This window comes from Streptomyces sp. NPDC058864, assembly GCF_042742985.1.
Lineage (GTDB): Bacteria > Actinomycetota > Actinomycetes > Streptomycetales > Streptomycetaceae > Actinacidiphila.
In genome coordinates, this window is sequence record NZ_JBHYMQ010000004.1 from 187213 (window position 1) to 206335 (window position 19123).

The window sequence follows — 19123 nt, forward strand, 5'->3', positions numbered from 1 at the left end:
TCGGAACTAAGAGCCCTTCTTGGCCTTCTCGGCCGCCGCCTTGACCCGCTTCAGCCAGTCGGCGGGCTTGATGCGCTTGGCCATCAGCTCGGCACTGGCGTTCTGCACGTCCGTGTCGAAGGCGCTCTGCGTGTTGATGTAGTTGTAGTTGAAGACGTTGCTGCCGGCCGCGGTGAGCGCGGTGACGGTGGACTTGGTGCCCGGGCGCAGCTGGACGTCGGAGCCGACGCCGTCCTTGAGCACGGTCAGCGAGTTGGCCGTCTGGGCGAACTTGCTCGAGGCTTCCTTGGTGAGCATCATCCGCAGGAACTCCAGGCCGCCGGCCTGGTTCTTGGCCTTCTTCGGGACGATGAAGGGCTCACCGGCACCGGCCCGGATCGCCTCGTAGGGCAGCTTGTCGCCGTCCAGCGAGGGGATCGGCATGAAGGTCATCTCGAAGTCCGAGGGCGTGGCCTTCAGCTGCTCGTTCTCCAGCCACGAACCGCAGGGGATGAAGGCGGCCTTGCCCTCGTTCCAGGCGGTCTGCGACTCGATGTGGGTCATGCCGTTGGTGCCGGGGAGCAGGTAGCCCTTGTCGGCGATCTGGTAGACGGCCTCGACGGCCGCCTTGGCGGCGGGCTCGTCCCAGACGGTCGCGTCCAGCTCGTCGATCCGCTTCACCAGGTCCGGACCGCCGTGCTTGGCGATGAGGTCCATGACCACGATGTTGATGTAGTACGGGTACTTGCCCTGGTGGCAGAAGGGCGCGATGCCGGACTTCTTGATCTCCTCGCACAGCGACATGAAGTCGGCCCAGGTCTTCGGCGCGGTCCAGCCCTTCTCCTTGAAGAGCTTGCCGGAGTACCACAGGCCCCAGACGGTGTAGATGTACGAGAGCTGGTACATCTTGCCGTCGTCGAAGCTGCCGATCTCGACGGTGCCGGGCTGCAGGACGTCCCTGATCTTCTTGCTCGGGTCGTCGATGTAGGGCGCGTCGAGGAGCGGGGTGAGGTCGGTGAGCTGGCCGCTCTTGTAGAGCACGTCCAGCTTGATCTGCTGGGCGCCGGAGTCGTCGACGACGTCCGGCGGGTTGCCGGCGTTGAAGCGGGGCTGGAGCTTGCCGGTGATCTCCTGGGTGCCGAGGTGACTGACCTTCGACCCGGTGAACTTCTTCTTGTAGATCTTCTCGAACTCGATGGCGTACGCGTCGCCGTAGCCGCCCTTGAAGATCACGACGTCCAGAGGGGCGTCGTTGGCCACGCCGAACGGGTTGTCCTTGGACTTCTCGCCCTTCGCCGTGCCCTTGTCGTTGCCGCCGCCGCTGGACGCACAGGCACTCAGCAGACCCGCGGCGGGAGCGGCCAACAGGCCCACCGCTGCCGCCCGCTTGATCAGATCACGCCGGTTGACGTCGGATCTCATGCTCAAGTCCTCACCTTCTCCAGGACCCATGCGGTGCGGAGTTGAATCTGTGCACGGGCCACGCACCCGTTGTTCCCCCCGCGCAAGCCCGCGTTCAGCGGGCCTCCTGGACGCCGACAGGTATAGTCCACTTCCCGCGAGGTGGGCAAGGTCATGCGCGCTTTTGACGGACAGCTTTCCCTAGTTGAGACCTGCCGGTAACGCGAAAGGGCCCGCACCCCCGGCAGGGGTGCGGGCCCGTTCCGTCGTGCCCGGCGGCCGTGATCCCTACTTACGGATCAGGGAGCGCAGGACGTACTGCATGATGCCGCCGTTGCGGTAGTAGTCCGCCTCACCGGGGGTGTCGATGCGGACCACGGCGTCGAACTCCACGCCGCTGTCGGTCGTCACCTTGACGGTGCGCGGGGTGGTGCCGTCGTTGAGCTCGGTGACGCCGGAGAACGAGAAGGTCTCCTCACCGGTCAGGCCCAGCGAGTCCGCCGAGGCGCCCTCGGGGAACTGCAGCGGCAGCACGCCCATGCCGATCAGGTTGGAGCGGTGGATGCGCTCGTATGACTCGGCGATGACGGCCTTGACGCCCAGCAGCGCGGTGCCCTTCGCGGCCCAGTCGCGGGAGGAGCCGGAGCCGTACTCCTTGCCCGCCAGGACGACCAGCGGGGTGCCGGCGGCCTGGTAGTTCTGCGACGCGTCGTAGATGAAGGAGACCGGGCCGCCCTCCTGCGTGAAGTCGCGGGTGAAGCCGCCCTCGGTGCCCGGCGCGATCTGGTTGCGCAGGCGGATGTTGGCGAAGGTGCCGCGGATCATGACCTCGTGGTTGCCGCGGCGGGAGCCGTAGGAGTTGAAGTCGCGGCGCTCCACACCGTGCTCGGTGAGGTACTGGCCGGCCGGGGTGTCGGCCTTGATCGCACCGGCCGGGGAGATGTGGTCGGTGGTGACCGAGTCGCCCAGCTTCGCCAGCACGCGGGCACCGGCGATGTCGGTGACCGGGGCCGGCTCCATGGCCATGCCCTCGAAGTACGGGGGCTTGCGGACGTAGGTCGACTGCGGGTCCCACTCGAAGGTGTTGCCGGTCGGGATCGGCAGCGACTGCCACTGGGCGTCGCCGGCGAAGACGTCCTGGTAGGAGGTGCTGAACATGTCCTGGCCGATCGCGGAGGCGACGACCTCGTTGACCTCCTGCTCGGAGGGCCAGATGTCCTGCAGGAAGACCGGCTTGCCGTCGGTGTCGGTGCCGATGGCGTCCTTGGTGACGTCCACCTTCATCGAGCCGGCGATGGCGTACGCGACGACCAGCGGCGGGGACGCCAGGTAGTTCATCTTGACGTCCGGGTTGATCCGGCCCTCGAAGTTGCGGTTGCCCGACAGCACCGAGGTGACGGCCAGGTCGTGCTCGTTGACGGCCTTGGAGACCTCGTCCGGCAGCGGGCCGGAGTTGCCGATGCAGGTGGTGCAGCCGTAGCCGACGAGGTTGAAGCCCATCTTGTCGAGGTACGGGGTGAGGCCGGCCCGGTCGTAGTAGTCCATGACGACCTTGGAGCCCGGGGCCAGGGTGGTCTTCACCCACGGCTTGCGGGTCAGGCCCTTCTCGACCGCCTTCTTGGCCACCAGGGCGGCGGCGACCATGACGTACGGGTTCGAGGTGTTGGTGCAGGAGGTGATCGCGGCGACGGTGACGGCGCCGTGGTCGATCTCGTAGGTCGAGCCGTCGGGGGCGGTGACCACGGTCGGGCGGGTCGGGATGCCGTTGCTGGCGGCCGGGGCGTCGGAGGCCGGGAAGGACTCCTTGCCCGCCTCGTCGGCGTCGTCCACGTAGTTGCGGACGTCGCTCGCGAACTGCTCGGCGGCGTTGGCGAGGACGATGCGGTCCTGCGGACGCTTGGGGCCGGCGATGGAGGGTACGACCGTGGAGAGGTCGAGCTCCAGCTTCTCGGAGAAGTCCGGCTCGGCGGCCGGGTCCAGCCAGAGGCCCTGCTCCTTGGCGTACGCCTCGACGAGCGCGAGCTGCTGCTCCGAACGGCCGGTCAGCTTCAGGTAGTTAATGGTCTCGGCATCGATCGGGAAGATCGCCGCGGTGGAACCGAACTCCGGCGACATGTTGCCGATGGTGGCGCGGTTGGCGAGCGAGGTGGCGGAGACGCCCTCGCCGTAGAACTCGACGAACTTGCCGACGACACCGTGCTTGCGCAGCATCTCGGTGATGGTCAGCACCAGGTCGGTCGCGGTCGTGCCGGTGGGGAGCTCGCCGGTCAGCTTGAAGCCGACGACGCGCGGGATCAGCATGGAGACCGGCTGGCCGAGCATCGCGGCCTCGGCCTCGATGCCGCCGACGCCCCAGCCGAGGACGCCGAGGCCGTTGACCATGGTGGTGTGCGAGTCGGTGCCGACGAGGGTGTCGGGGTACGCCTGGCCGTTCCGGACCATCACCGTGCGGGCCAGGTGCTCGATGTTCACCTGGTGGACGATGCCGGTGCCCGGCGGGACGACCTTGAACTCGTCGAACGCGGTCTGGCCCCAGCGCAGGAACTGGTAGCGCTCCTTGTTGCGGCCGTACTCCAGCTCCACGTTCTGCGCGAAGGAGTCCGGGGTGCCGAACTTGTCGGCGATGACGGAGTGGTCGATGACCAGCTCGGCCGGGGCCAGCGGGTTGATGCGGGACGGGTCGCCGCCCAGCTCCTTGACGGCCTCGCGCATGGTGGCGAGGTCGACCACGCACGGCACACCGGTGAAGTCCTGCATGATCACGCGGGCCGGCGTGAACTGGATCTCCTGGCTCGGCTGGGCCTGGGAGTCCCAGCCGCCGAGCGCGCGGATGTGGTCGGCGGTGATGTTCGCGCCGTCCTCGGTGCGGAGCAGGTTCTCCAGCAGCACCTTCAGGCTGTAAGGGAGGCGCGCGGCGCCCTCGACCTTGTCCAGCCGGAAGATCTCGTACGACTCGTCGCCCACCTGCAGGGTGCTGCGGGCGTCGAAGCTGTTCGCCGACACGACAGTCTCCTTCGTAACTTTGCGCGTACCACCGCAATGCTGCCGCTTCGGCCCCTGGCCGATCCGCTAAGGTAAGGCTAAGTAAGGTGAGCCTTACTTCTGGCGGCAGCGGTGCGCCTCGGCAGATATCTCGATGTCGAGATAACTCTAATACATCACCGCTGCCGGGTCATGCGCTGGGCCGCCTGTGTGCGGCATAACGCCCCTTCCCGCGCCCGGGCGCGCCGCAGTGCCGCCCGGGCTTCGTCCACGAGGGCGTGAGGTTCGGCCCGGTCACCGAGCGTCACGCCGACGCGGGCCGCGAGAACCCCGTCCTCACGCCTCCGGGAGCATCAGGGAATTGAGCTCGCCCCAGGGGATGCCGCCCGCGACCGCGGCGTACGTGCCGGTGGCGAGCAGTTCGCGGGCGGCGCGGTCGACGAGGGCGTAGGCGGCCTCGGCGACCGCGCTGCCGAGGCTGACCCGCGCGGCGCCCGCGGAGGCCAGTACGGACACCGGCGGCGCTCCGGGGCCGGCGAGGATGCCGACGGGGGCGTCGATGCCCCGGGCCAGCGCGCCGACGACGGCCGGGTCGGTCACGCCGGGCACGAAGACGCCGTCGGCACCCGCAGCGAGGTAGCCGGCGGCGCGCTCCAGGGTCTCCCCCAGGTCGCCGGCGCCCCGCAGGTAGGTGTCGGTGCGGGCGTGGACGAACAGCGGCACCCCCGCCTCGTCGGCGGCGCGGCGGGCGGCGGCGATGCGGGCGGCCTGGTCGTCCGCGTCGCGCAGCGGGGCCGGGCCGCCGTCGTGGGAGTCCTCGATGTTGATGCCGACCGCGCCCGCGGCGAGCACCGCCCGCACCGTCTCCGCGACGCCCTCGGGGTCGGCCGCGTAGCCGCCCTCGACGTCGGCGCTGACGGGGACGGAGACGGCCGCGGCGACCCGCGCGGTCAGCTCCAGGGCGAGGCCGCGGTCGACGTGGTCGCCGTCCGCGGTGCCCAGGGTCCAGGAGACGCCGGAACTGGTGGTGGCGACGGCGGCGGCCCCGGCGCGCTCGGCGACGCGGGCACTGGCGGCGTCCCAGGCATTGGCCAGCAGCAGCGGGCGCCCGGGGACGTGGAGGGAGCGGAAGAGTTCGGCCTTGGCCTTGAGTTCGCTGATCACGGAGCGCAGTCCATCACCGGCCGGGGGACGGGGTCCGGCGGATTTCCGACACGTACGTCCCGGGCCGCCGCCCCGTACGTCCATGTCGGTTTCTCGCTAGCCCCGGCCCGTGCGGGCCACGGATGCTGGGGGATGTGCATGAGGACTTCGAGCGCTGTGTGCGCGCCGTGCAGTCGAAGGACTCCCGTTTCGACGGGTGGTTCTTCACCGCGGTGCTGACCACCCGCATCTACTGCCGGCCCGGCTGCCCCGCGGTGCCGCCGAAGCCGCAGAACATGACCTTCTACCCGAGCGCGGCCGCCGCCCAGCAGGCCGGCTTCCGCGCGTGCAAGCGCTGCCGTCCCGACGCCGCCCCCGGTTCCCCGCGGTGGAACGAGCGGGTGGACCTGGTGGCCCGCGCCATGCGTCTGATCGCCGACGGGGTCGTCGACCGGGACGGCGTGCCGGGGCTCGCGAGGCGTCTCGGCTACAGCACACGGCAGGTCGAACGCCAGCTGCGGGCCGAGCTCGGGGCCGGGCCGCTCGCCCTGGCCCGTGCGCAGCGGGCGCAGACCGCCCGCCTGCTGATCGAGACCTCGGCGCTGCCCATGGGCGACGTCGCCTTCGCCGCCGGTTTCAGCAGCATCCGCACCTTCAACGACACCGTGCGCGAGGTCTTCGCGCTCACCCCGAGCGAGCTGCGGACGAGGGCGGCCCGAGGAAGGCACTCCGTCCCCGCCGCCGACGTGTCGGGCTCGCTGACGCTGCGGCTGCCCTTCCGGGCGCCGCTGTGCCCCGGCAACCTCTTCGGGCACCTGGCCGCGACCGCCGTGCCGGGCGTGGAGGAGTGGCGGGAGGGTGCGTACCGCCGCACACTGCGGCTGCCCCACGGCCACGGGATCGTGGCCCTGCGGCCCGAGCCCGACCACGTCGCCTGCCGGCTCTCGCTCACCGACTGGCGGGACCTGTCGCACGCGATCAGCCGCTGCCGGTGGCTGCTCGACCTGGACGCCGACCCGGTCGCCGTCGACGGGCTGCTCCGGGAGGACCCGCTGCTCGCGCCGTACGTGGACAAGAACCCCGGGCGCCGGGTGCCGCGCACGGTGGACGGGCCCGAGTTCGCGGTGCGCGTGGTGCTCGGGCAGCAGGTGTCGACCGCCGCGGCGCGCACGCTGGCCGGCCGGCTGGTGACGGCGCACGGCGATCCCGTCGCCGACCCCGGGGGCGGGCTGACCCACCTGTTCCCCTCGCCGTGGGCGCTCACGAGCCTGGACCCGGGGTCCCTGGCGATGCCCCGCACCCGGCGGGCCACCCTGGCCGCCCTGGTCGCCGCGCTCACCGAAGGGGGCCTGGACCTGGACGTCGGCAGCGACTGGGAGAAGGCGCGGCGGCAGCTCGCGGCGCTCCCGGGTCTCGGTCCGTGGTCGGTCGAGGTGCTCGCGATGCGGGCGCTCGGCGACCCGGACGCCTTCCCGGCCACCGATTTGGGCGTACGGCTGGCCGCGGAAAAACTCGGCCTCCCGACGACCCCCGCGGCCCTTGTCCGGCGTGCCGCCGCCTGGCGGCCGTGGCGCGCGTACGCCGTGCAGCACCTGTGGGCCACCGGCGACCACCCCGTCAACGTCCTGCCCGCCGACCCGGCCTGAGGAGCACTCATGTCCCTTCGCACACACGCCCTGATCGACAGCCCGGTCGGGCCGCTCACGCTGGTCGCGACGGACGGCGTCCTGTCCGGTCTCTACATGACCGCGCAGCGTCACCGGCCGCCCGAGGAGTCCTTCGGCGCGCGCCGCGACCCGGCCGGGTCGCCGTTCGCGGGGGCCGCGGAACAGCTGAGCTCCTACTTCACGGGCGGGTTGACCGCCTTCGACCTGCCGCTGGACCTGCACGGCACCCCCTTCCAGCAGCGCGTCTGGGCGGGACTGCGAGCCATCCCGTACGGCACGGTGGTGACGTACGGTCAGCTGGCGGAGGAGCTCGGCAGCCCCGGGGCCTCGCGCGCCGTCGGGCTCGCCAACGGACGGAACCCGGTCGGCATCATCGTGCCCTGCCACCGCGTGGTCGGGGCTTCCGGCGGCCTCACCGGATACGGGGGCGGGCTGGAGCGCAAGCGGTACCTCCTGGACCTGGAGCTCGGGTTGACATCTCATATGTGAGATAGTCTCTCCCCATGGGAGACGACTACCTCGCACGCATCGGCAAGCTCATCCGTGACGCCCGCCAGCACCGGGGCTGGACCCAGTCACAGCTGGCGGAGGCTCTCGGGACCAGCCAGAGTGCGGTGAACCGTATTGAACGCGGGAACCAGAACATCAGCCTTGAGATGATCGCCCGAATCGGTGAAGCGCTCGACAGCGAGATCGTCTCCCTCGGCTACGCGGGTCCCATGCACCTGCGCGTCGTCGGCGGCCGCCGGCTGTCGGGCTCCATCGACGTCAAGACCAGCAAGAACGCGTGCGTGGCGCTGCTGTGCGCCACGTTGCTGAACTCCGGGCGGACCACCCTGCGCCGTGTCGCGCGGATCGAGGAGGTCTACCGCATCCTGGAGGTGCTGAACAGCATCGGCGTGCGCACCCGCTGGATCAACGACGGCAACGACCTGGAGATCGTCCCGCCCGCGCGGCTGGAGCTGGACGCCATGGACACCGACGCCGCACGCCGCACCCGCAGCGTGATCATGTTCCTCGGCCCGCTGATGCACCGCACCGACCACTTCCGCATCCCGTACGCGGGCGGCTGCGACCTCGGCACCCGTACCGTCCAGCCGCACATGACCGCCCTGCGGCACTTCGGGCTGGACGTGACCGCCACCAGCGGGATGTACCACGCCCGGGTCACGCCCTCGGTGGCCCCGCGGCGGCCCATCGTGCTGACCGAGCGCGGCGACACCGTGACCGAGAACGCGCTCCTGGCGGCCGCCCGGCACGACGGGGTGACCGTCATCCGCAACGCCAGCTCCAACTACATGGTCCAGGACCTGTGCTTCTTCCTGGAGGAGCTGGGGGTGCGGGTGGACGGCATCGGCACCACCACGCTGACCGTGCACGGCGTCACGGACATCGACCGGGACGTGGACTACGCGCCCTCCGAGGACCCGGTGGAGGCCATGAGCCTGCTGGCGGCGGCCGTGGTCACCGAGTCCGAGCTGACCATCCGCCGGGTGCCGGTGGAGTTCCTGGAGATCGAGCTGGCGGTCCTGGAGGAGATGGGGCTGGACCACGAGCGCTCGGCCGAGTACCCCGCCGACAACGGCCGCACCCGGCTGATCGACCTCACCGTGCGCCCCTCCAAGCTGCGCTCACCCATCGACAAGATCCACCCCATGCCCTTCCCGGGCCTCAACATCGACAACGTGCCCTTCTTCGCGGCCATCGCCGCCACCGCCCAGGGCTCGACCCTCATCCACGACTGGGTCTACGACAACCGCGCCATCTACCTCACCGAGCTGACCCGGCTCGGCGCCAACGTCAAGCTGCTCGACCCGCACCGGGTGCTGGTCGAGGGCCCGACCCGCTGGCGCACCGCCGAGATGATGTGCCCGCCGGCCCTGCGGCCCGCGGTGGTGACCCTGCTGGCGATGCTCGCCGCAGAGGGCACCTCGGTGCTGCGGAACGTGTACGTCATCAACCGCGGCTACGAGGAACTGGCCGAGCGGCTCAACTCCATCGGGGCGCAGATCGAGACGTTCCGCGACATCTGACCCGTCCCGCCCCTCCTGACCGGCAAACCGGCTACTCCCCCGCAAGGTGGCCGTGATAGTCATGCTCCGGGCCGTGGATCATGGCCCATGGGGGAGGAACGGCCAGGCCAGGAGGGGGTCTTCATGGTGGCGGTCCGAGGTGGTACCGCGGGCGGGACGGTGGACGGCAACGCGCGGCGCAGTTCTGCGTTCTCACTGAGGCGATGGGCGCCACGCCCGTCGCCCCGGCTCGACCCGGCGCGGGGCAACCCCGTGCTCGCGGGCCTGCGCGCGGCCGCCACCGCGGCGGACTGGCCCGCGATCCGGGAGCGGCTGTCGGCGGTGACCGACGACCGCGAGCGCAGCTGGCTGGTGGCGAACGTCGTGGACGTCGACGGCTGGGAGCGCTGGATGCCGGCCGTCGTTGCGGCCGAACCCGACTCCGGGCTCGCCCGGCTGGTGGCGGGCGCCCGACAGGTGACCTGGGCCTGGGAGGCCCGGACGGGACTGCGCGCCCAGCACGTCTCGCGTGAGCAGTTCCAGGTGTTCCACGAGCGCCTCGAGGTGGCCGAGGACCTGCTGTACCGGGCCGCGGAGCTCGAACTCTCATGGGCGTCCCCCTGGTACTTCCTGCAGATGAGCGGACGGGGGCTGCAGGTCGGCCCGGACCTCGCGCGGCTGCGCTTCGAGGCCACCGTACGGCGCTCCCCGCTGCACCTGGGGGCGCACCAGCAGCAGTTGCAGCAGGTGTGCCGCAAGTGGGGCGGTTCGCACGAGGAGATGCACGCCTTCGCCCGGGAGGCCATGCTCGCCGCCCCCGAGGGCAGCGACATGGGCGTGCTCGTCGCGGTCGCGCACCTCGAGCACTGGGGCGACCTGGACCACGGCGACGACACGGCGTACATGCTCCGCCTGCAGGTCGAGAAGGAGCTGTACGAGGCCGCGGACCGCTCCTACCGCAACCCGGCGTACCAGGGTTCGCCCGACCCGGTCGGGACGCTCAACACCTTCGCCATGGCCTTCGCGCTGGCCGGCGAGAAGAAGGCGGCGGCCGAGGCCTTCGCCGCCACCGGCGGGCTCGTCACCGAGTTCCCGTGGCAGTACCTCAACGGCAACGACCCGGTGGCGGCCTACCGCACCCTGCGGTCCCGCTCCGGGCGCCCCTGACCGTCCCCGGCCGGTCCCAGGCCGCCCCACGCCCCGTTCCCCGTCCGCGCACCGCCCGGAAGGTCCCTTCGGTGTCCCAGTCCCCGTCAGCGCACACGTTCCAGGTCGACCTGCGCGGCCTGGTCGACCTGCTCTCCCACCACCTCTACTCCAGCCCCCGCGTCTACCTGCGGGAGCTGCTGCAGAACGCCGTCGACGCGATCACCGCCCGGCAGGCGGTCCAGCCGGGCGCACCGGCCAGGATCACCGTGCGGACCGGTGCCACGCTCAGCGTCACCGACACGGGTGTCGGGCTGAGCGAGGCCGACGTGCACGCCTTCCTCGCGACCATCGGGCGCAGCTCCAAGCGCGCCGCCGACGGGGAGATCGAGGCCGCCCGCGGCGACTTCATCGGCCAGTTCGGCATCGGGCTGCTGGCCTGCTTCGTGGTGGCCGACGAGATCACGGTCGTCAGCCGCACGGCGACCTCGCCCGGCGCCCCGGCCGTCGAATGGCGCGGCCGCTCCGACGGCAGCTACACCATCCGCACCCTCCCCGCCGACGCGCTGCCCGAGCCGGGCACGCGCGTCACGCTGACCCCGCGCGCCGACGCCGGCGAGTGGACGGAGCCCGAGCGGGTGACCTCGCTGGCCCGGCACTACGGCAGCCTGCTGCGACACGAGGTCACCGTCGTCGACCCGCGCGGCGAGAGCACGACCGTCAACGAGACCCCGCCGTGGGAGCGCCGCCACGGCTCCCCACTGGCCCGCGCCGAAGCGCTCGCCGAGCACTGCCGCACGACGTTCGGCTTCACCCCGCTGGACACCATCGACCTCGACCTGCCCGTCGCCGGGCTGCGCGGTGTGGCCCATGTGCTGCCGACCGCCGTCAACCCGTCGGAGCGTGCCGGGCACCGGGTGCACCTGAAGGGCATGCTGCTCTCGGACCGGGCCGCCGAACTCCTGCCGGAGTGGGCCTTCTTCGTCCGCTGCGTCGTGGACGTCACCAGCCTGCGCCCGACGGCCTCCCGCGAGGCGCTGTACGAGGACGAGACGCTGGCCGCCGTCCGCGACGCGCTCGGCGCCCGCATCCGCGACTGGCTGACCGGGCTCGCCGCCAGCGACCCGGTGCTGCTGCAGCGCTTCATCGACAGCCACCACCTCGCCGTCAAGGCACTGGCCCGCTACGACGACGGGCTGCTGCGGATGCTGCTGCCGTGGCTGCCCTTCGAGACCACGGACGGCAACGTCACGCTGGAGGAGTTCGCCCGCGCCCACCCCACGGTGCTGGTCACCCGCAACGTCGACGAGTTCCGGCAGGTCGCCCCGATCGCGGCGGCGGCCGGGCTCGGCGTCGTCAACGGCGGCTACGCCTACGACCGGGACCTGGTGCACCGGCTGCCCGAGATCCGTCCCGGCACCACGGTCACCGACCTGGACCCGGCCACGGTGACCGCGCACCTCGACCCCGTCGACTCGGCCGCCGAACTCGCCGCCGCCTCCTTCCTCGCGGTCGCCCGCGAGGTCGTCGGCCAGTACGACTGCGACGTCGTGCTCCGCGCCTTCCAGCCGGTCACCGCGCCCGCGCTGCTCCTGGACAACCGCGAGGCACGCCACGAGCGCGCCCGGGCCGGCCTCGCGGAGAGCAGCGACGGGCTGTGGGCGGACATCCTCGGCTCCCTGCGCACGGAGGCCCCGCGCGCCCAGCTCGTCCTCAACCACCTCAACCCGCTGGTGCGCCGGGCCGCCACCGTCACCGAGCGGGGGCTGGCCCTCACCACGGCCGAGGCCCTGTACGGGCAGGCGCTGCTGCTCACCCGGCGGCCGCTGAAGTCCTCGGAGAGCGCGCTGCTCAACCGTGCCTTCATCGGCCTGCTCACCCACGCCATGCACGACCAGGACACCCCCGCGTCCGGTCCGGACGCCAAGGAGCACTGATGCTGGACACCCCCGAGGCCGTGTTCGAGGCGCTCCGCGAGAACAACGAGCGTCCCTACGGAACGCCCCGCACCGTGACCGCCGAGGAACTGGTCGAGGCGGCCGAGCAGTTCGAGGAGAAGGACGTCCTCGTGACGGCGCTGCTCGAGCTCATGTCGGCGTACGAGTACGCCGCCGAGCACCGAAAGTCCCCGGTGGTCTTCGCCCGGATCCTGAAGCTGTGGGAGGAGGTGCCGGGCTCCTTCAGCGAGTGGGAGGCCCGCCAGGTGCTGTGGCGCCACAAGTGGGTGACGACCTCGCTGCTCCAGGTGCCCGACGTTCCGCTGGCGACGGTCCACGGGTGGGTCGGCCAGATGGGCGAGCGCTACCGCGCCGCCGGTGAGGGCGGTCAGCCGGTGGCGGCGATGCGGCACCGCATCGCCGCCCACACCGGTGCGGACCGCGAGACGGCCTGGGACCTGTGGGTCACCCGGCGCCGGGAGCGGCTCAGCGACTGCCTGGCCTGCGAGACCCGGCACCAGGGGCTGCACCATCTCGCGGCGGGCGACGACGAACAGGCCCTGCGGACCTGGGAGCCGGTCCTCGGCGGCGTCCAGAGCTGCGAGGAGGAGCCCTGGGTCACGCAGGCCCACGCCCTGCTGCCGCTGCTGCGCCTGGGCCGCCCCGACGAGGCCCGCTCGTACCACCTGACCGGCTACCGGCACGCCCGGGGCCGCATCGGCATGGCCGAGGAGACCGGCCTGCACGTGGAGTTCTGCGCGCTGTCCGGCAACGAGGGCCGGGCGCTGGAGATCCTCGCCGAGAACCGCGCCCTCTTCGACACCGCCGGAGCGCCGCTGTCGCTGCTCGGCTTCCTCACCGGCGTCGAGGTCCTCACCCGGCGCCTGGTCGAGCAGGGGTACGACACGACCCCCGTGGCCGGGCCGCTGGGGCGCACCTGGACGGCGCGGGAGCTGCTGGACCACGTCCGCGAGCAGGGCGGCAGCCTGGCCGAGGCGTTCGACCGGCGCAACGGCACGGGCACCGTCGGCGAGCGCCGCCGGGCCCGGCTCGACCGGCGCCCGCCGCTCGCCGAGCCGCTGCCGCTCGGTCTGCGGACCGCCGCCGTGCCGTCCCCGCAGGACGGGCCCCCGGTGACGGCCCCGGTCGTGGCCCTGTCCGCGCGGGAGGTGCCGGAGGACTTCGCCGAACTGGTGGAGAAGGTACGCGAGATGGGCGACGCGGGCCGTCCCGGCGACGAGGAGCTGTGGGGCCGGATCGCTGAGCGCGTCGGGACCGGTGGCCATGTCCACGACCCCCGGCTGGGCCCGGAGGAGCGGCTGCGGGGCGAACTCGCCGAGCACCGGGCTTTCACGGCCATGGAGGACGAGGACCAGGCGGCGGTCAGGGCCGCGCTCACCGAGGCACGGGAGCTGTTCGCCGCGGCCGGCATGCCCGAGCGCGTGCTGACCACCCGCGCGCGGCTGGCCTCGGTGGGCGTGGAGCCCGGCCCGGAGGCCGAGGAGGGCCGGGCGGAGCTGGACGCCGTGCTGTCCGAGGCCCGGGCGCTGGCGGACGGGGACACCGCCACCGCCGAGGTCCGGCGGGCCTACTTCGTCGTGCTGCAGTGCCGGGCCTTCCTCGCGCACACCGAGGCGATGGCCGCACTGCCCGACGTCCCGGCGGAGCTGCGCGAGCGCTTCGAGGCCGCCGTGGCCGAGGCCGTGGCGGAGTCGGAGCGGCTCGGCGCCCCGGAGCGCACCGTCAACACCCGGGTGTACGCCGCGGACTTCGCGGCGCGCTCCGGCGACCTGGAGCGCGCCGAGCAGGAGCTGCGGAGCGTGCTGCGGGTCGCGGAGGCGGCCGGTACGCCCTGGCGCGCCACACGGCCCCGCGGGTTGCTCGGCCAGGTGCTGCTGCAGCAGCACCGCCCCGAGGAGGCCATGGAGCAGTTCCGCGGCGCGCTGGCCTCGGCCGCCGCCCACGGCGACACCGCGTTCCCGGTGGCGCGCACCCACGCTCTGCTCGGCCACGCCGCCGACCACGCGGGCGACCCGGGCGCCGCCGTGCGCCATCTGTCCGACGCCGCGGCACGGCTGGACCGCGAGGGCGACACCACGGGCGCCGCCGAACTGCGGGTGGAACTGGCGGACGTGCTCGCCCGCGCCGACCGGCAGGCGGACGCCGTCGCCGTGCTGGAGTCGCTGGTCTCCGACGAGGCCGCGGCCGCCATGGACGAACGCGCCCTCGCCCAGGCCCGGCTGCTGCTGGCGCGGGGCCTGCGGGAGCTGGAGGAGCACCGTGCGAGCGCCGAGCAGTTCCTGCTGCTGGCCGACGCCGTCGAACCGTGGGAGGAGCAGTTCACCCACACGCTCGTCGCCTCGGAGGCCGCCGTCGCGCTGATGGCGGCCGGCCGCGAGGACGCGGCGCGCTCCGCCTACGACCGCGCGGTCGCCTCGCACGCCAAGGGGCCGAACCCGCACGCGGTCACGGAGATGATGCGGGACTTCGCCGGGTACGCCGTCTCGGCGCAGGGCGCCGAGGGCCTGGAGGACGCCCTCGACCACTTGCGACGGGCCGACGAGGTGCTGGCGGCCGTGCCCGGGGACGACGAGGACGTCGCCCTCTGGTACGAGACCGGCGCCACGCACTACCAGCGCGGCCGGGCCTACGCCGGCGCCGAGCGCTTCCCCGAGGCGCTCGCCGAGCTGGAGCGGGCTATCGCCGCCCACGAGGAGGGCGGGCCGCGCGGCGAGGCGCCGCGCGCCGAGGCCGTCCGGGTCGCCGCCCTCGTCGAGGCGAACGGACTGCAGCGGCCGGACGCGGCCCTGTCACGGCTCCGGGCCGCGATCACCCGCTGCCGGGAGGCGGGACTCGACCAGGCGGCCGCGGTCCTCTCCCGGGTCGGTGAGGAGGTGTCGTCGCGCCGCCGGGGCTGACACCCGTGGTACGAACGTGCCGACCGCCCTCGGCGCCCCTTCCCCCGGAACCGGGGGGCGCGGGGTGTCGATCCGGGCGGTCGCCGTTCGTGTAGAGGGTGGAACGCCGGCGAAGGGCCGGCCCGGACCGCGAGGACGGCCGACATGAAGCACTACCTGCTCAGCGTGTACCAGCCCGAGGGGACCCCGCCGCCGCCCGAGTTCCTCGCCCGGATCCTGGCGGACCTCGACGTCCTCAACCAGGAGATGAAGGAGGCCGGGGCCTGGGTCTTCGGCGCGGGCCTGAACGCCCCGGACACGGCCACCGTGCTGCGGCCGCGGGGCGAGGAGGTGCTCGTCACGGACGGGCCGTTCGCGGAGAGCAAGGAGTACCTCGGCGGCTTCACGATCGTGAAGGCGGCCGACCTCGACGCCGCGCTGGAGTGGGGCCGCAGGCTGGCCCGGGTGACCACGCTCCCCATCGAGGTCCGGCCCTTCGCGCACGAGGTCGAGGACTGACGGCCGGCGTGCCGGAGCCGGGCGCGCCGGACGTCGAGCGGATCTTCCGTGAGGAGTACGGGCGTGCGGTCGCCGTCCTGGTCCGCCGGTTCGGCGACATCGACGTCGCCGAGGAGGCGGTCCAGGAGGCCTTCACCACGGCGGTGCAGCGGTGGCCGCGGACCGGGCTGCCGCCGAGCCCCGCGGGCTGGATCGTCACCACCGCCCGCAACCGGGCGATCGACCGGCTGCGCCGCGAGGCGTCCCGCGAGGACCGGCAGGCCCGGGCCGCCCTCCTGCAGGACGCCCGCGACGTCCACGAACCCCGTGAGGAGGGACCCGTGCGGGACGAACGGCTCCGTCTGCTCTTCACCTGCTGCCACCCCGCGCTCGCCCCGGCCGCGCGCGTGGCGCTGACGCTCAGGCTGCTGGGCGGGCTCACCACCGCCGAGATCGCCCGGGCCTTCCTCGTCCCGGAGAGCACCATGGCCCAGCGGCTGGTCAGGGCGAAGGGCAAGATCCGCGACGCCCGCATCCCGTACCGGGTCCCGGACGAGGCCGACCTGCCGGAACGGCTCGGCGCGGTGCTCGCCGTGGTGTACCTGGTCTTCAACGAGGGGTACCTGCCGGGTTCCGGCGACCGGCTGGTCCGCGAGGACCTGTGCGCCGAGGCGATCCGCCTGGGGCGGCTGCTGGCCGGGCTCATGCCGGACGAGCCGGAGGTGCTGGGGCTGCTCGCCCTGATGCTGCTGATCCAGGCGCGCCGGCCGGCCCGCACCGGCGCGGACGGCGTCGCGGTACCGCTGGCCGAGCAGGACCGCACCCTGTGGGACCGGGGCCTGGTCGCGGAGGGCCAGGCGCTGGTCCGCCGCTGTCTGCGACGGGGCCGCCCCGGGCCGTACCAGATCCAGGCGGCGATCAGCGCCGTGCACAGCGACGCCCCGGTCGCCGCCGCGACGGACTGGCGGCAGATCCTGGCCCTCTACGACCAGTTGACGGCACTGGCTCCGGGGCCCGTGGTCGCCCTCAACCGCGCCGTCGCCCTCGCCGAGGTCGAAGGGCCCGCCGCGGCGCTCGCCGCCGTCGAAGGCCTCCCGCTGGACGGCTACCCCGCCTTCCACGCCGTCCGCGCCGACCTGCTGCGCCGCCTGGGCCGCACGGCCGAGGCCGCGCAGGCGTACGGCACCGCGGCCGCCCGTACCGAGAACGAGGCCGAACGGGACTTCCTGCGGCGCAGGCGCGAGGCGCTCGACGGCCCGAAGTGACGGTCACGCGGGGACCTCCGGGACCGAGCGAACGCCCCCAGGGAGCGGCGTCCACCTCCCCCGCGACGGCGTGTGGCCCGGGCCTTCCGGCACCTCGCGGCACCCCGGCACCTTGCGGCACCGGCGATGCCGCGCACGGGCCCGGACACGGGCCGAAGCCCGGCCACCGGCACACCCGCACGGGAGCCACGCGGGCACGGCGTGCCCGCGATCCCTGCCCGGGCCCCATGGCGTGCCGGCCGCGGCCGCCGGGGCGGCCCGGGCCGCGCGACGCAGTGGCTGCGGCTCCCCCGGCGCGCCCGGTGTCGCTCTGGAATCGCGCACCGCCACGGCCGGCGCTCGTCACCCACCGGCGGCGCCGCGGCCGCAAGCTGCACCTCACCCGCCGCCAGTACGGAACGGCTCCGGCCTGCGGCACAGCACCCTGACCGTCCGGGCCGTCCTCCTGGGCAACCGCCAGGCGGACACGCGCGACACGGCGCGGCAACCGCCGTCGCGACGGCCCGGGCCCCGCGACGCAGCGGCTGCGGCTGCGGCTCCCCGCGTGCGGGGTGCAGGATCCGAGCCACGCCACGGCAGCGCGGCCGCCCACTGCCCTCGGCGATGCCGGCCGCCGGGGCCGGACAACCGCAGGCGGCCGCCGCCGACGTACGCAGCCCGGCCCCTACCCGGGGCACCTCCTGACCCCGGGTCAGGTGAGCACGGCGAGACCGTCGAGTTCGACCATGGCCTCCTCGTCCCACAGGCGGGTGATGCCGATGACCGCCATCGCGGGGTAGTCGCGGCCGGCCAGGGCGCGCCAGATGCGGCCGAGTTCGGGCGCGTGGTCGCGGTAGGCGGCGACGTCGGTGGTGTGGACGGTGATCCGGGCGAGGTCGGCGGGGGTGCCGCCGGCGGCCTGGAGGGCGGTGAGCAGGTTGATCAGCGCGTGCTCGAACTGGGCGGGGAGCGTGTCCCCGACGACCTTGCCCCCGGAGTCCAGCGCGGTCTGGCCGGCCAGGAGGACGAGGGTGCGGCCGGTGGCGGTGACGGCGTGGCTGAACCCGGTGGGCGGGGAGAGCTCGGGCGGGTTGATCCGGTTGAGGGTCATGCGAAGAGCTCCTTGGCGATGATCGACCGCTGGACTTCTGTGGCGCCTTCGTAGATACGCGGTGCGCGGACCTCGCGGTAGAGGTGCTCGAGGAGGTGGCCGCGCTCCAGGGCGCGGGCTCCGTGGATCTGGACGGCGGCGTCGACGGCGTACTGGGCGGTCTCGGTGGCGAAGAGCTTGGCCATGGCGGAGCTGCGGGCGGTCCCGGCGGCGCCGGAGTCGTAGGCCTCGGCGGCGGCGTAGACGAGCAGACGGGCGGCCTCGGTGCGGGTGGCCATCTCGGCGAGGGTGTGCGAGACGGCCTGGAGCTCCTTAAGGGGCGCGCCGAAGGCCGTGCGGGAGGCGGCGTGGGCGGTGGCCGCGTCGAGTGCGGCCTGCGCCATGCCGACCGCGAAGGCGCCGACGCTGGGCCGGAAACGGTTGAGCGTGGTCATGGCGACCCGGAAGCCCCGGTCGACCTCGCCGATCACGTCCCGCTCGCCGACCGGTACGGCGTCGAGGCACAGCCGCCCGATGGGGTGCGGGGAGAGCATGTCGAGGTGTTCGCCGCCGAGGCCGGGACGGTCGGCGGGGACGGCGAAGGCGGTGACGCCGCGGGCCCCGGCGCCGGGGGTGGTCCGGGCGAAGACCGTGTAGACATCGGCCTCGGGGGCGTTGGAGATCCAGCACTTCTCGCCGGTGAGCCGCCAGCCGCCGCCTGGCGCGGGGTCCGCGGCAAGTTCGAGGGCGGCGGCGTCGGAGCCGGCGCCGGGCTCGGTGAGCGCGAAGGCCGCGACGGCCTCGCCGGAGACCACGCGCGGGATCCAGCGGGCGGCCAGTTCCGGGGACTCCAGCAGGGGGTGGGCACCCAGGCCCTGCAGGGCGAGTGCGGTCTCGGCCTCGGTGCACTCGCGGGCCAGGGACTCCCGCAGCAGGCACAGCTCCAGGGCGGTGCCGGGGAAGAGCCGTGCCAGCAGGCCGAGTTCACCGAGGGCGGCGAGCAGCGGGCGGTTGACCCGCCCGGGTTCGCCGGCCCCGGCCAGCGGCCGGAGCCGTTCTGCGGCCCAATCACGGACCTGTGCACACCACTTGAGCTGTTCCGGGTCGAGCGCGAACGATGCCACTCG

The 19123-nt window shown here is 73.2% G+C and carries 13 protein-coding genes; 8 read left to right on the top strand and 5 right to left on the bottom strand.

The genetic code is table 11. The features are described from left to right. Positions 1–6 precede the first annotated feature (6 nt). The 3 genes from ngcE to ACFW3D_RS05310 all read right to left on the bottom strand — a co-directional run bounded on the left by ngcE (position 7) and on the right by ACFW3D_RS05310 (position 5526). A complete protein-coding gene (ngcE, locus tag ACFW3D_RS05300) occupies positions 7–1401 on the bottom strand; it encodes an N-acetylglucosamine/diacetylchitobiose ABC transporter substrate-binding protein (RefSeq protein ID WP_500501487.1) in 1395 nt (464 codons plus the stop codon). A gap of 267 nt (positions 1402–1668) precedes the next feature. After that, entirely contained in the window at positions 1669–4383 is a 2715-nt protein-coding gene (gene acnA, locus ACFW3D_RS05305; RefSeq protein ID WP_500501489.1) for an aconitate hydratase AcnA, read from the bottom strand. A gap of 315 nt (positions 4384–4698) precedes the next feature. Further along, positions 4699–5526 (bottom strand): isocitrate lyase/PEP mutase family protein, encoded by an 828-nt coding sequence (locus ACFW3D_RS05310; RefSeq protein WP_500501491.1) that lies wholly within the window; start codon positions 5524–5526, stop codon positions 4699–4701. A 134-nt stretch (positions 5527–5660) separates the two neighbouring features. Between ACFW3D_RS05310 and ACFW3D_RS05315 the strand changes: the two genes are divergently transcribed. From ACFW3D_RS05315 to ACFW3D_RS05350, 8 genes are all read left to right on the top strand, one after another. Further along, positions 5661–7151, top strand: coding sequence for an AlkA N-terminal domain-containing protein (locus tag ACFW3D_RS05315; RefSeq protein WP_500501494.1), 1491 nt, complete (start codon positions 5661–5663; stop codon positions 7149–7151). Positions 7152–7160: 9 nt separating this feature from the next. Further along, the gene (locus ACFW3D_RS05320) at positions 7161–7661 is read left to right on the top strand and encodes a methylated-DNA--[protein]-cysteine S-methyltransferase (protein ID WP_500501497.1); all 501 of its coding nucleotides are present in this window, start codon (positions 7161–7163) and stop codon (positions 7659–7661) included. Positions 7662–7675: 14 nt separating this feature from the next. Then, on the top strand, positions 7676–9205 hold the full coding sequence (locus tag ACFW3D_RS05325) for a helix-turn-helix domain-containing protein (protein WP_500501499.1): 1530 nt from the start codon (positions 7676–7678) through the stop codon (positions 9203–9205). Positions 9206–9328: 123 nt separating this feature from the next. Beyond that, a complete protein-coding gene (locus ACFW3D_RS05330) occupies positions 9329–10351 on the top strand; it encodes a hypothetical protein (RefSeq protein ID WP_500501501.1) in 1023 nt (340 codons plus the stop codon). 71 nt (positions 10352–10422) lie between these two features. Beyond that, positions 10423–12267: an HSP90 family protein gene (locus ACFW3D_RS05335; RefSeq protein ID WP_500501503.1), complete on the top strand. Its 1845-nt coding sequence runs from the start codon at positions 10423–10425 to the stop codon at positions 12265–12267. Then, positions 12267–15185, top strand: coding sequence for a hypothetical protein (locus tag ACFW3D_RS05340; RefSeq protein WP_500501505.1), 2919 nt, complete (start codon positions 12267–12269; stop codon positions 15183–15185). The genes ACFW3D_RS05335 and ACFW3D_RS05340 overlap by 1 nt, the downstream gene beginning before the upstream one ends. 144 nt (positions 15186–15329) lie before the next feature. Continuing rightward, a complete protein-coding gene (locus tag ACFW3D_RS05345; protein WP_500501506.1) occupies positions 15330–15683 on the top strand; it encodes a YciI family protein in 354 nt (117 codons plus the stop codon). 8 nt (positions 15684–15691) lie between these two features. Next, complete coding sequence (locus tag ACFW3D_RS05350) at positions 15692–16927, top strand: RNA polymerase sigma factor (RefSeq protein ID WP_500501509.1); 1236 nt, start codon at positions 15692–15694, stop codon at positions 16925–16927. Positions 16928–17618: 691 nt separating this feature from the next. Here the strand turns inward: ACFW3D_RS05350 and ACFW3D_RS05355 are convergent. Then, positions 17619–18017: a RidA family protein gene (locus tag ACFW3D_RS05355; protein WP_500501511.1), complete on the bottom strand. Its 399-nt coding sequence runs from the start codon at positions 18015–18017 to the stop codon at positions 17619–17621. Next, complete coding sequence (locus ACFW3D_RS05360; RefSeq protein ID WP_500501513.1) at positions 18014–19120, bottom strand: acyl-CoA dehydrogenase family protein; 1107 nt, start codon at positions 19118–19120, stop codon at positions 18014–18016. The genes ACFW3D_RS05355 and ACFW3D_RS05360 overlap by 4 nt, the downstream gene beginning before the upstream one ends. Positions 19121–19123 lie beyond the last annotated feature (3 nt).